Below are 13,883 nucleotides of genomic sequence, written 5' to 3' on the forward strand. Positions count from 1 at the left end.
CTCTTAAGCCCCCTCTTTAAACGAATTTGTTCTTCTAAATTGCCATAATGCAATTGCAATAACAAAGATAGATAGTAAGATTGTTAATGCAGCTGCTAATGAATATTGGCTTGATTGCATTGTTAGTTTATAAATCCAGGAAACGAGTATATCTGTACCTCCTGCAGTGCTACCAGGTACAGCAGGTCCACCACCATTAAAGAGATAGATAATATTGAAGTTGTTAAAATTAAATGTAAACTGTGTAATAATAATCGGTGCCATTGCAATGAGGATCATCGGCATCGTAATATGTCTGAATTTTGCCATGATAGATGCACCATCTATTGTTGCAGCTTCATATAAATCATCTGGAATCGATTGCAATACCCCTGTAGTTACTAAGAATATATACGGAAATCCTAACCAACCCTGCATTAATATCAGTGCTAATTTAGACCAATTTGCATCTGTTAACCAAGGAATAGCATCAATGCCAAAAAAGGCAAGAATGTCATTATTAATAGCTCCAAAACTATCATTAAATAGACCTGCAAATATTAAGATTGTAACAAACCCCGGAACCGCCCAAGGTAATACTAGAATGGTCCGGAAGAACTTCTTAAAACGTATATCTTTCTGATTTACTACTACAGCGAGCAAAATGCCAAGCCCTACCTGAAGTGAAGATGCAAAAAGTGTCCAAATAATTGTCCAGCCTAGTACATCAAAAAACGTTGACCGCCAAATATCAACAGTAAAAATCTGGCCAAAAGTTTTAAGACCTACCCAATCTGCTAGGTTAGCAGGTGGAGAATGATATAAATCATAGTTTGTAAATGCTAATGCAAAACTGAACAGTATCGGAAAAATAACAGCAAAGATTAAAATAAATAGTGATGGCCCACTCACTAAATATGGATAGCCTTGCGCAATCAAATTTTGATATTGTTCTCTTAATGTATATAATTCCTTATTCTCATCACGCATTGCGCCCGTTTTATAGGCATCTCTTAAATTTAAATAATAGACTAATAAACCTAAGCATGTAACGATAACCGCAATAATCCCTTCTGCTAATAAGAAAACAGAATTATCACGCGGTACTTCTGTCCCTAATGTGAAAAGACCCCAAAAACCCATATTTAATAAGTCACTAAATGCGGTAAAGAATGATACACCTAAAATGAGAAACAAAAGACCTTTAGCCCATTGTTTATTGTAAAACTGGCCAAAACCAGGAATAATTGATAATAATAAGGCTTTTTTTCGATATGTCACCTTTTTCACCTCTATAAAATGAGACATGATTTAGTCATTTATTTTAATAGGGTCTGCCCCTTCAATTGAAAGAGCCGACCCTATTTTCTCTACGATTAATTACCGCTATGTTTAGCTTCGATTTGACCTTTAATTGTCTCAGCAGCTTGGTTTAATGCTTCTTCTGGTTTTGCTTTACCTGTCGCAATCGTTTGAAGAGCACTATCCGCAGGTGTCCATACTTCATTCATTTCCGGAATATTAGGTGTTAACTCTGAGAATTGAGACTGCTCAGCAACAGCTTGTGCCGCTTCACTTTCCTTAACAACCGGGTCATCTGCTAATGCTTGTACAGCTGGAACCTCTTGTGTAATTTCATATCGTGTTTTTGAGTTTTCTTCATTTGCTAAGAATTTAACAAGCTCTTCAGCAAGTTCAGCATTTTTTGAGTATGAGCTTACGTTGTAGCTTTTCACTCCAACAAACGCACTCATATTATCACCATTTGATAATTGTGGTAATTTTGCTACACCATAATTCACGCCTGCTTTTTTGAATGGTTCTAAATTCCATGGACCTGAAATGATTGCAGCAGCTTTTCCTTCAGTAAATAAAGATTCTAAAACATTAATACCTTGTTCACCAATAATTCCTGCTGGGAATAGCCCTTCTGTATAGAACTTTTGAATATATTCAGCACCTTCAATTGCGCCTTCATTATTCAAACCGATATCTGTCGGGTCATAAACACCGTTATCAAGCCCGAAGATATATCCGCCATAACCACCTAAAACACTTTGTGCATAGTAGATTTGGTCAAATAATGCTAGGAAACCATAATTTCCATCCTTTGTTAATTCTTTTGATTTTTCATACCATTCATCTAATGTTGCAGGTAACTCATCTTCAGAAATAATATCTTTGTTATAGTAAAGCAATGTAGTTTCAACTGCTTTCGGTAATCCATAAGCCTTACCATCTACTAATTGTGATTGGTAAGCAGATTCTGTATAAAGAGATTTAATCTCATCACTAATTGTTAATTCTTTTATTAACCCTTCAGTAACAGCCGTTCCAATTTGATCTCCAGCCATCGTAAGGACATCTGGGCCTGTTCCTGCCGGTCCATCTAAACGTAAGTCCTCTATTTGTTGTGCATAAGCTTTTTCAACGACTTTAACAGTTACATCATGTTCTTTTTCAAACTTTGCAATAGCATCTTTAATTCCATCTGATTTCTCAATATCTTCCCAAACTAGTAATTCCTTTTTAGCTGAATCTTCCTTTTTACCACTCGACTCTTTTTCGTCACTTTCCTGCGGTCCACATGCAGCTAAGACAAAAAATAAAGCTATAATACTAAAAATACTAATAATGCTTTTAAAGTTTTTCATAGAATATTTTTCTTCCCTTCAATTGGAATGTATATAAGAAAGCGTTCACAATAGTAATATAGCACTAACAGAAAAAGTTGTAAATAAATATTTTACCTTTTTCGGTAAAAAAATTTACGAAAACAATATTCAGGAACAATCTATCTACACAAAAAATAAACCATTCCCCTTTATTTGTTAGGAAAAATAGTAAGAGGGTGACTAAGTCACCCTCTTACTAACATAACGATTAATTTGTACTTTTTCTCACGATTAACTCTGCGCCAAGGTACAATGTTTTAATAATTTTCCGTTTTGTTACTAATTGTTCTAATAATAACTCGATTGCATTTTTACACATTTCATGTAAATCAATATTATAAGTTGTTAATGGCGGTGATACATATTTTGCTACACTTGTATTATTAATGCTAATGATATTAACTCTGTTAGGAATGGCAATCCCATGCTCATTAAGCGCTTGCAAGCACCCGACAGCTATTGGATCAGCGGCAATAAAGAACGCTGTTGGCAACCTTTCTTCCAATCTCCCTATAGCTTCCTGCATTAAATGATACCCATTATCTACCGAAAAGCCTCTGTGGCAAAAAATAAACTCATCGTTCAGAAGGCCTTTTTCAGCCATGTATGAGCGGAAGATTCTCTCTCTAACATCCATTTCATCCGTATCATTATTCGGATTATGATATGTTCCACCAATAAATCCAATATTTCGATGCCCCTTCTCGATAAACAAATCAATTGTATTTATTGTTAACTGAGCTAAATCAGGGCGTACAGAATCAAAGTGATTCGGGTCAGGTGATGTATCTAAAAACACTCCATTATTAGTAATTTCTCTTAAGTATTGCAATTCTTTATCAGAAAAAGTACCTACAGCAATAAACCCCTCAATATCAGTAGGTATACTCGATATATCGTCTGTAATTTTGTAAGTAGTCAAATCCACATTGAATTTTTTAGCAAGCTTTTCAATTTCTAATCTCATTGTCTTAAAATAAACATCTTCCAATTCTTCTTTATCCGTTAACCAATATAAAAAAGCTATATTTTTAATTTTAGGTCTAATCGTTTTTTTTCTATAATTAAGTTTATCAGCAACTTCAAATATCTTTTCCTTTGTTTCATCCGGTACAGAAAGACTTTCATCGTTATTCAATACTCGAGAAACAGTCGATATCGAAAAGCCAGCCTCCTCAGCAACATCTTTAATTGTCGCCATATAAAAACACCACCAATGTTTAATAATCAAGATTATTTATCTATATCATACGATACCATCTTTTTATCATTTAGTAAAATTTTTTACTAAAAATCTTATTTTTTAGCAATAATTAATAATTAAATCACCGTTTACTTGGTTATGTATTAGGAATATATTGATATATCTAAACAAATTCTCCGTTTATATCAGTCATATATCGAATTTTTCACATAGAACAGACCTATAAACTAATTTCAAGACTTTATCTTGTAACTCAAATTTTAGCAAATACTACCGATTTATGTAAGATCTATTCGATAAAGCCTTTTCACTATTACTAGTAGTTAAGTGATACATGATTTCTTATAAATATAGGCTGTTTTCGTATATATTGTTGCTTTTTACTAAGTTGTCGTTTAGGGTTGGTCTCCTCTTGCATCACTCGCTTTCCGTGGATAGATGGTAAGCTTGTCTGCGCCCCGACGACTCACGGCTCACCTCTCCCACGCACCCCTCAGAATTCAACAAACCCATAAAAAGGTTAGTATAAAGATCCACAATCCTTTAGAAATAACCTAATTAAACCACCTGTAGATTCTATTTTAAATTTGAACGAAAAAAGTCCGTATTCGAATGAATTAGAATACGGACTTTTCTACATTTAGTTTTCTAATCTATTTTTTCTTACAACAAACACTATACAACCAATAATTAACATCACGATACCAGCTAGTAAAATATTAACTTGATTAGTTGCTGTAGCTGGTAAGGTATTTCCATCTTTATTAGCTTCTCCATTTGTTGCCTCGGACCCTGTACCAGTCTTTTCATCATCATTATCTACAACCGGTTTTACCGTAGGTGATTCTGTTCCGTCACCTTCGTCAGGTTTTACAGGTGTTTCTTTTCCATCATCTCCACCTGGTTCTCCTGGTGTTTCACTTCCGTCATCTCCACCTGGTTTTCCTGGTGTTTCACTTCCGTCATCTTCACCTGGTTTTCCTGGTGTTTCACTTCCATCATCTCCACCTGGTTCTCCTGGTGTTTCACTTCCGTCATCTTCTCCTGGTTTTCCTGGTGTTTCTTTTCCGTCATCTTCATTTGGAGGCTCTGGATTCATCACACTATCAAAATAACTTTTCACTTCTTCGCCGGATAACGCACCCTCATAAATCATTAGTTCATCCATTGCGCCTTTGAATGGAGTATCCCAATGGTTAACACCTAATCCGAAGTAAGTATTAGTTGTTGTGAAACGATGTGGGAATTCCTTTCCTTCAAAAGCTTGCTCACCATTTAAGTAAACTTTAATATCTCCTTCTTTTACTGTAAATGTCACATTCGTCCATTCTCCAGTATTGATTGTTTTTCCTGTAGGTGCATCATACCATGTTGAACTTCCAGACCATACCATTGTATTTTGTTCAACTGGCCCTTGTGGAACAAGGCTCACCCAATTGTTTTCATCTTTAGCACCAAAAAATGTTGTTGTAAAGTCTGTTAGTGCTTCAGGATTTAACCAAAGTGATACAGTATAGGAATGACTCGTAATCAAGCCGTCTGGTAACCTTACTCCAGATTCACCATTGAAGACTGCACCTTTCCCCATGATTCCCTCTTCATAAGAAATAGTACCACCAGTATTGTCAATTCGATTTCCGGTTTCTTTACCTTCAGCAAAATTACCTGTTTCCTCAGAAAGATCGTCTTCAAATTTATAGTGTGCAATTAATTCTTCCTTCTTATTTGGTAACACAGTCACCTCAAAAGTTTTTGTCTTTTCAATATCACCTTTTGTAACTGTTGCTGTCAGTGTTACTTTAGAAGGACCTTCCTCAAAGCTTGGTCTTGTCACAACACCTTCTGTCGTGATAACCTCTGCATTTGATGTCTCCCATTTTATTTCAGTATTACGGGTACCTGTTTTGGGTAAATTCATGTTTCCTACGATACTATCAATATTTCCTAGTTTTAAATCCTGTAATATACCATCTACAATTTCTTCATCAGATTGGTCAGATAATGGACTTTTACTTCCCCATATTGATACACCTTTATTTGATAACGCAGTAAATGTCATCGCATAGCTTTCAGAGACTGGATCCCATAAGCGCACAAATACACCATTATATGTTTCGCCATCAATTGTTAGACTTGCATATTGCTTATCTTGACTCCATGTTCCACTCACATCACCAGTAATTGTGTTATCATCATTCAAGCGTATTAAGATAGATTTGTTAATATCTGCAGAGTAGCTTAACCCTTGATTAATAAACTTATATTCTCCTGCTACTTCTTCCTTTGTTACATTTTCATCAATTGTTTCACCTGAATAGCGATGAGCTCCAACAACAGGCCAACCATCTTTGTTCTTAAACATTTGATGGACTCGTACTTCGTGGATTTCCCCACGTTCAGGGAATCTCGTATGGAAAACTAAAAATTGCTGACCTGTTTCATCATCTAAAAAGACAGAATTATGACCTGGTGAGACATAACCAACACCGTCAATATTCCCAGGTTCACCGAGTTGACGTTCAAATAAAAAGTTCCCCATAATTTTATTACCGTAATTTGTGTTCTCAACACTGCTTGGCAATACAGCATCTTGTCCAGCTGCATCTATATAAGGACCTTCTGGATTTTTTGCTCTCCATTGCCTCATATTGTATCCACCATCTGCTCCTAACCAACCATATGTCACATATAGATAGTAGTAGTCAGAAGCTTGATCATAGACAATATATGGACCTTCACCTGATTTACCGTAACCACCTGCAATTTTAGTACCAAAATAACGGTCAATTAGGCGGCCATCATCCGTTTTAGCATCATCTCCTGGATAGATTGCAGCACCTGTTTCTTTATCCAGTTCAAGCATGAATATTCCACCAGACCATGAACCATATGACATCCATAGCTTTCCGTTTTCATCATAAAAAATATTAGCATCTATTGCATTTGGATAAATTTGATTATTATAAGTACCGTTTTCATTAAACCAATTTTCATTTGGTCCGTTTAAGTTTCCTTCATCAATTAGCGTTTGAATATTCGTATTTGTCCATTTTTTATTTACATCACTATCTGCATCATATGCTTCTTCTTTTGTGAAACCAGAATAAACGATTGTATCAACATATGTGTATGGACCTTCAATATTCTTTGATACAGCATAACCAATAGCTGAACGAATATATGTTGAAGATGCACTATAGTACATCATGAATGCACCAGTTGTGCCATCCTCATTTTTATAATCAGCATTCCAGAAAATATCTGGGGCCCATACAGCAAATCCGCCTTTACTATCTGAATCATCTTCACCTGCCCACTTAAAGGATTCAGCAAGGTTTTCAGATAGATCACCATAAAGCACATTGTTAGGTGTCGTATATCCATTTGTAAACGTGGTCCAGCTTTGTAAATCTGTTGATTTCGCCGCCTCAATATGAGAGCCAAATACATAGTAATTTTTACCCTCTTTTATAATTGACGGGTCATGAACAGAAACATTTTTAAATACAGGTGGTTCACTTTCATTTGCATTTGCTATATTTTCGTTATTACTACCTAGTAACATTCCAGGAATCAGCAAAATAAAGGCTAACAGTGTAAGTGATAGTTTTCTAAATAGATTTGATATCATCTTATTCTCCCCTCAATTTAGCACAAATGAAAACGCATCCATTTAATCGCACCAAAAACTCTATTAATATTAAACCGGCAACACTAGTAATCGCTCTCATATCAATAGAATAAAAGTTGCTCTAGTTGCTATAAACCTCATAATCTCTATGTAGTGAATTGGGCAGAAAAGGAATAGTATGTGCTTTTTCTATCGTGTAGATTTGTTTGAAGTGTGTCAATTCGAAGTTGTATGTTATATAATCCCCTACTTGTCTATCTATTTCCCTCCCTTAATTTTCTTATGTGCATACAAGTAATAAACCGCTTACAAAACTAACCGACAAGTTTATTACACATTAAACATACTATATTTTGGTTTATTCTTCAATAAACCTTACTAACTATTTTACCATTTTCATAGATCATTGATAGACATGTATGGACTACTATCTTTAAATTATTGGAATATTTCAATCTATTATAAACATGTCTTAATGTGTAAATCAGAACAACCATACAAATATAAACTCAATCTTTATAATATTCCTATTTGTACATACGAATCTACCTTAAAACAATAAAAAGGCTCCTCTTAAAGAGAAACCTTTTTAAAGGCTAACCATTTACTATTTTTGCTCAGGTACTTCACAGCTGTCATCTGTACAAATTGCCCCATCAGCAGTATCCGAGTTAATTTCTTGAAACATTGGTTTTGGTTTTTCCTCTTCCCAAACCTTTTGTAAAGCACTTACGAATGTTTCAAGTGGTTGTGCGCCTGAAATTGCATATTTCTGATTGATGATGAAGTATGGAACCCCTCGTATACCATATTGTTGGGCAATTCCCTCATCTATACGGACGTCATTTGCATAGGCGTTCTTATCGTTAAGTACATTTAACACTTGCTTCCTGTTTAATCCGGATTCTTCCGCAATTCTTGTAAGTGTATCAATTTCACTTAAATTCTCGCCATTAGCAAAGTATGCATTTAACAAATTTTCAGTAATAACCTTCTCTTTTTGATGTTCCTTGGCAAATTTCGCTAAGCGGTGAGCATTAAATGTATTTGTAGGTTTCATGTCATCAAAATTAAACGTTAAACCAACAGCAGCTGCTTGCTCTCCAATTTGTACATTACTTTGCTTCGCCTTTTCAATACTCATTCCATATTTGGATGCAATAGCTTCGTGAATATTTTTACCTGAATACTCATCTGCATTTGGGTCTAATTCAAAGCTTTTAAATTCCACTTCTACACTTTCTTTATGTGGAAATTTCTCCAAAGCCATTTCTAATCTTCGCTTTCCTATGTAGCAAAACGGACATACAAAGTCCGACCATACTTCTATTTTCAATATGCTGCACCTCTTTCCTTCAGTATTCATAATTGTAGCATGTGCTTCCTCATCCACAAAAATACTTGCTCAAAGTTTATGCTTTTACTACATATTTCGACTAATATTCTCAAGTTCCACTCACTATTTCCTTGGAAATAACCTATTTTTGTCATTCTATGCAATTTTTCCACTATACTCTCACACTAAACATTATAATTGGTAATAGATGATTAACTATTTACAGTCAGAAGGGTGAATTACAATGTCTATATTAGATATAAAAAATCTAGAAAAACATGAAGAGCATACGGTAATTTTCTCAGAGTTCTCTTTGAGTATATTTGAGTCCAATGTCATTGCAATTCATGCAACGACAAATGTTAGATCTATATTCTTAAAGATGATAATGGGTGAGGTTTCCATATCAAATGGAGAGATAAAATTATATGAGCAACACATCAATAAGTCTGTCATTAAAACTCTTTCAAGTAAGGTAGGCTTTTTCCTACTTGATGACGGCCTATATGAAAGATTGACTGTAAAAGACAGTCTTTTATTTTATCGAGATATCTATAAATCAGAACTCTCAATAGAAGATTGTCTCCGCTTCATTCAGCTTGAGGGTAAAAAGAAAACACGTATATGCAACTTATCCTATTCGGAGAAAAGGAGGGTGCATTTTGGCCGGTTACTTTTACAAAATCCTAACCTTTTTATTTTTGAAGTACCTGACCAGAACGTCGACCTCGAATCGAAACGAATCTTCACTAAAATAGTTAGAGAATTAAGTCAACAAGGTAAGGCTATCTTACTTTTTACAGACAACATAGAAAGTTCTCTTCTATTTACTAATCAAGTATATCGTTTAGATGAATCCGGTTTAAACGCTCTCGACATAAATTCTGAAGAAGAATTGGTGAATGCGGAGTCCGCTGCAACAGTTGAAGATTTAGAACAAATCGCAATTCAACCAGTGCGTTTCGAAAAAATCCCAACAAAGGTCAATGATAAAATCATTCTTTTTGACCCACCTGAAATTGACTACATTGAAAGCAATGAGGGTCACTCAAATATTTATATAAAAGGGGATACATATCCGAGTGTTTTTACAATGGCTGAGTTAGAAACGAGATTGCTTCCATACGGTTTCTTTAGATGCCATCGTTCCTATATTGTTAATCTACAAAAAGTACGTGAGGTTATTACATTCACTAGGAACAGTTTTTCTTTAGTACTAAATGATACAAAAAAGTCACAAATTCCACTGTCAAAAGCAAAAATGACAGAATTAAAAGGAATGTTAGGGTTAAAATGAGTTCCATTTAACCTGTTTTTTCTCCATTCGTCTGTTAGAAGGCTCCTTTCATCCAATATATAATGCACTGTCAATTATCATTTACTAAGATTGAGTTATCAAAAGCATTTCTGCGATGGAGGATGGATGATATGGAGCGTATTATAGAAGTGAAAAATTTAGCAAAGGTTTTTGCCAATCAGCAAGCATTAAAAAGTGTTTCTTTTGACGTCAAGAAGGGTGAAATATTTGGTTTCTTAGGTCCGAGTGGATCAGGAAAAACGACTACTATAAAAATCTTAACTGCACAGCTTGAACAAACGGATGGTGATGCCTACATATTTGGTGTACCCGCTTCAAAATTAAAAGAATCAAACTACCGTAAAAAAATCGGAGTACTAACGGATAATTCCAGTTTGTATGAGCGGCTAACTGTCTATGATAATTTGAAACTTTATTGCGACTTATATGAAGTGAGTTATAAAAGAATAGATGAAGTTTTAGAAATGGTTAACTTAACTGACTCAAAGAAGAAGTCCATTTCAAAACTCTCTAAAGGAATGGTCCAGCGAGTCATTTTAGCTAGAGCCTTTTTACATGAACCTGATTTATTATTCCTTGATGAACCAACTTCAGCACTTGATCCTGTTAATACGAAACATATATATAAAGGGTTAAACCGTCTAAAGGAAAATGGGACAACAATTTTCCTGACAACACATGATATGAATGAAGCCGAAACACTTTGTGACCGTGTAGCATTTTTACATGAAGGTGAGATTCAATTACTTGATACACCAAAAAAGCTACGGACAACGTTTGCTAATGACACTTTAACGCTCGAACTTACGGATGGAAATAAGGTAACCATTAATAAAGGACCGGACGGAGCACAAGCAGTTTATGATTATATGAAAGAAGATAAAATCGTATCCATTTATTCTAATGAACCTACACTTGGAGATATATTTGTAGAAGTTACTGGGAGGAAATTATCATGACATTTTCTATGAGACGTTCGATCGCTATTCTTCAAAAGGATTATAAAGATTTATCAAAAAATTTATTTGTTTCATCATCTGCACTTATGCCACTTATTCTCGCAGCAATATATGGAAGACTTGGAGTTGAAACGATTAATGAGCATTATATGGTTTTTAATATGGTGCTTTGTTTAGTAGCAGCATATGTCCAATGTTCACTTATTGCTGAGGAAAAGGAAAAAAACACATTACGTGGTCTCATGCTTTCCCCGGCTACAACATTTGAAATCATTATCGGTAAAAGTCTTCTAAGTTTCATTGGGACAATTCTAATTGTAGTTGTAGCTGCATTATTAACTGGATATGCTCCTGAAAACTTAGCCGTCGTGTCCATTGCAATTGTTTTATCTACTTTCTTTTATATTGGACTTGGAACGTTGCTTGGGTTAATTACGAAAACAATTATGGAAGCATCTATTATTATTCTACCATTTATGTGCATTTTCTCATTTGGAGACTTTCTGCTTCCTTTGAGTGATACTTATCCTATTATAGGGGTACTTGAATATTTTCCGAACAGCCAGTTAATCCAATTAGCTAATGAAGTACAAACTGGAGCAGGAATGATTGATGTCATTAATAACATCATCGTAATTTTCATCTGGATTGTTGCAATATTTAGCCTCGTAACTGTCTTGTATCGAAAAAGAATGATAGATTAACATTACATCTCAGGAAGGGTCTTGAATTAAAAATGAGTTGTTGCTATTCGTGTAGCAACAACTCATTTTTCTTTTCAGATACTATATTTGTTCCTATTTATTGCCGGCCACTCTAAACTGTTAATCGAATCTTATTACCTGACGGATCTTCTGTCTCAATGAACTGATTGTTCTCTGTAATTGGTACATCTTGTTGTTTTAAATTTGCTACAATCCTATCTAGAGTTTGAACATTAGGATAAACAATCGTATACCAATTCAAACCGACACTGTTGTGACTTGGCTTCTTAGCATCTGCCCCTTGCCACAAGTTAATCGCGATATGGTGATGATAATTACCGCTTGATAGAAACGCCGCCTGAGGATAATAGCTAACAACTTCAAATCCAAGCAATTCTGTATAAAATGTTTCTGCTCTTTTTACATCATTAACATGGAGATGAATATGACCCATTTTTGTATTAGATGGCAACCTACTCCATTCGCCACTACTCTCAGCTAGGATAGCATTCCCATCAAGTTGTTCTGTTGTCATATGTACCAAACCGTCCTTCCAAATCCATTCACTATCTGGACGATCACGATAAATTTCAATTCCATTTCCGTCTGGGTCATTAAGATAAAGAGCCTCACTTACATGGTGGTCAGCAGCCCCAATAGGATAACCTATTTTCAAAATATGGCGTAAATATTCCGATAAATCCTTTCTAGTTGGTAATAGTAACGCAAAATGATATAACCCAACTGTCTTTTCTTCCTTAGGTGTTACACCTTCAGGCTGTTCTAGCTTTAAAATTGGTGTTCGATCATCTGCCGTTAAGGTAGCAATACTACCCGCCTTTTCAAGTAATTTTAACCCGACAATTTGTTCGTAAAATTGCAATGATTTCGTAAGGTCTCCAACTTTAATTGAGACTTCACTAACATATATGTATGGAGACTTATGGAAGTTTTTCATTGGATACCCCCTGGATGTGATAACTATGTAGACCTTACTCTATACAAGAGAACCTATTTCGAATCTATAAATGTGAATTTATTATACATTCTTAACTTCACACATCGATTTTTTTATAGTTTTTTTACAAATTCTGACTTTAACTTCATTGCACCAAAGCCATCAATCTTACAGTCAATATTATGGTCACCTTCTACTAATCGAATACCTTTAACCTTAGTACCTTGTTTTAATATAGATGAGCTTCCCTTTACTTTAAGGTCCTTAATGATCGATATATTATCGCCATCTTCTAAAGTGTTTCCATTTGCATCCTTAACTATTTCGAAATCATCTGCTCCTTCTTGTGAGTCTATGTTCCATTCATAGCTGCATTCCGGACATACAATTAGGCTTCCGTCCTCATAAGTATACTGTGATTGACATTTTGGACAATTTGGTAAATTTGACAAACTCTTTCCCTCCACTACTATCGAAATTTCTACTATCCTCATCTTAACATGTTTAAAGAATGAAAAGGTATAAGTGTCAAGTCAACAACTGTACAAAAAAGTGTGAATCATCAGTGTCCTTTTAAGGAATTGATACTGATAATTCACACTCTTTTATTTTAAAGAATAGCTTTAAATGATGTTCGAATCACATCTCCACGGCTGATAATTCCTACTAAAACACCATCACGCTCGACAGGTAGTTTTTTAATTTGTTTTTTCCCTAAGGTTGCAGCAATATTTTCAACATCTTCTAGTTCATTCACTTTAATGACAGATTTTTTTGCTATTTCCATTACATTTAAGTCAAGAATCTGCTTCGTTCTTTCCTCAAATTCAAATTCATCACCTTTAATAACATTCACATAGAAAAAACCATTAACAATAATATCCTTATGCTTCCCGATGTAACGCATAATATCACCGTCACTCACATAAGCAACGATTTCATTTCGGTCATTCACAACTGGTAGACCGCTAATCCCATATTCAATAAACTTTTCAATAACTGTTCGAACAGTGTCCTGTTCCTTTACTTTATAAACATGCTTGTTCATTATTTCGTATGCTTTCATTACTATCCTCTCCTTTTGGAAAACAATAGATATCTAACATAACGCGATGTACT

At 34.8% G+C, this 13,883-nt stretch carries 11 protein-coding genes and 1 pseudogene; 3 read left to right on the forward strand and 9 right to left on the reverse strand.

Translation table 11 applies throughout. The features are described 5' to 3' along the window. Positions 1–3 precede the first annotated feature (3 nt). The 6 genes and pseudogenes from ganP to J2S19_RS10010 form a co-directional block, all read right to left on the reverse strand. Positions 4–1,260 carry a galactooligosaccharide ABC transporter permease GanP gene (ganP, locus tag J2S19_RS09990; protein ID WP_307340946.1) on the reverse strand — a complete coding sequence of 419 codons (1,257 nt, stop codon included), beginning with the start codon at positions 1,258–1,260 and terminating at the stop codon, positions 4–6. A 95-nt stretch (positions 1,261–1,355) separates the two neighbouring features. Next, complete coding sequence (ganS, locus tag J2S19_RS09995) at positions 1,356–2,633, reverse strand: arabinogalactan oligomer ABC transporter substrate-binding protein GanS (RefSeq protein WP_307340950.1); 1,278 nt, start codon at positions 2,631–2,633, stop codon at positions 1,356–1,358. 229 nt (positions 2,634–2,862) lie between these two features. After that, positions 2,863–3,855 carry a galactan degradation operon transcriptional regulator GanR gene (gene ganR, locus J2S19_RS10000; RefSeq protein WP_307340952.1) on the reverse strand — a complete coding sequence of 331 codons (993 nt, stop codon included), beginning with the start codon at positions 3,853–3,855 and terminating at the stop codon, positions 2,863–2,865. A 643-nt stretch (positions 3,856–4,498) separates the two neighbouring features. Beyond that, the gene (locus J2S19_RS23830; RefSeq protein ID WP_503128645.1) at positions 4,499–4,957 is read right to left on the reverse strand and encodes an LPxTATN C-terminal sorting signal domain; all 459 of its coding nucleotides are present in this window, start codon (positions 4,955–4,957) and stop codon (positions 4,499–4,501) included. A gap of 21 nt (positions 4,958–4,978) precedes the next feature. Then, positions 4,979–7,489 (reverse strand): annotated as a pseudogene (locus J2S19_RS10005) (LamG-like jellyroll fold domain-containing protein); the annotation flags it as partial. A gap of 607 nt (positions 7,490–8,096) precedes the next feature. Further along, positions 8,097–8,825, reverse strand: a complete 729-nt coding sequence (locus tag J2S19_RS10010) for a DsbA family oxidoreductase (RefSeq protein WP_307340955.1) — start codon at positions 8,823–8,825, stop codon at positions 8,097–8,099. Positions 8,826–9,069: 244 nt separating this feature from the next. Between J2S19_RS10010 and J2S19_RS10015 the strand changes: the two genes are divergently transcribed. The 3 genes from J2S19_RS10015 (at position 9,070) to J2S19_RS10025 (ending at position 11,806) form a co-directional block, all read left to right on the forward strand. Beyond that, on the forward strand, positions 9,070–10,122 hold the full coding sequence (locus tag J2S19_RS10015; RefSeq protein ID WP_307340957.1) for a LytTR family transcriptional regulator DNA-binding domain-containing protein: 1,053 nt from the start codon (positions 9,070–9,072) through the stop codon (positions 10,120–10,122). Positions 10,123–10,253: 131 nt separating this feature from the next. Further along, positions 10,254–11,102: an ABC transporter ATP-binding protein gene (locus J2S19_RS10020; RefSeq protein ID WP_307340959.1), complete on the forward strand. Its 849-nt coding sequence runs from the start codon at positions 10,254–10,256 to the stop codon at positions 11,100–11,102. Beyond that, on the forward strand, positions 11,099–11,806 hold the full coding sequence (locus J2S19_RS10025; protein WP_307340962.1) for an ABC transporter permease: 708 nt from the start codon (positions 11,099–11,101) through the stop codon (positions 11,804–11,806). The genes J2S19_RS10020 and J2S19_RS10025 overlap by 4 nt, the downstream gene beginning before the upstream one ends. A 112-nt stretch (positions 11,807–11,918) precedes the next feature. On the opposite strand, the gene J2S19_RS10030 is transcribed toward J2S19_RS10025, so the two are convergent. The 3 genes from J2S19_RS10030 to J2S19_RS10040 all read right to left on the reverse strand — a co-directional run bounded on the left by J2S19_RS10030 (position 11,919) and on the right by J2S19_RS10040 (position 13,830). Continuing rightward, on the reverse strand, positions 11,919–12,764 hold the full coding sequence (locus J2S19_RS10030) for a VOC family protein (protein WP_307340965.1): 846 nt from the start codon (positions 12,762–12,764) through the stop codon (positions 11,919–11,921). Positions 12,765–12,877: 113 nt separating this feature from the next. Continuing rightward, on the reverse strand, positions 12,878–13,216 hold the full coding sequence (locus J2S19_RS10035) for a zinc ribbon domain-containing protein YjdM (RefSeq protein ID WP_307340968.1): 339 nt from the start codon (positions 13,214–13,216) through the stop codon (positions 12,878–12,880). Between the two features lie 158 nt (positions 13,217–13,374). Beyond that, entirely contained in the window at positions 13,375–13,830 is a 456-nt protein-coding gene (locus J2S19_RS10040) for a CBS domain-containing protein (RefSeq protein WP_307340971.1), read from the reverse strand. Positions 13,831–13,883 lie beyond the last annotated feature (53 nt).

The organism is Metabacillus malikii (genome assembly GCF_030813355.1).
GTDB classification, from domain to species: domain Bacteria; phylum Bacillota; class Bacilli; order Bacillales; family Bacillaceae; genus Metabacillus; species Metabacillus malikii.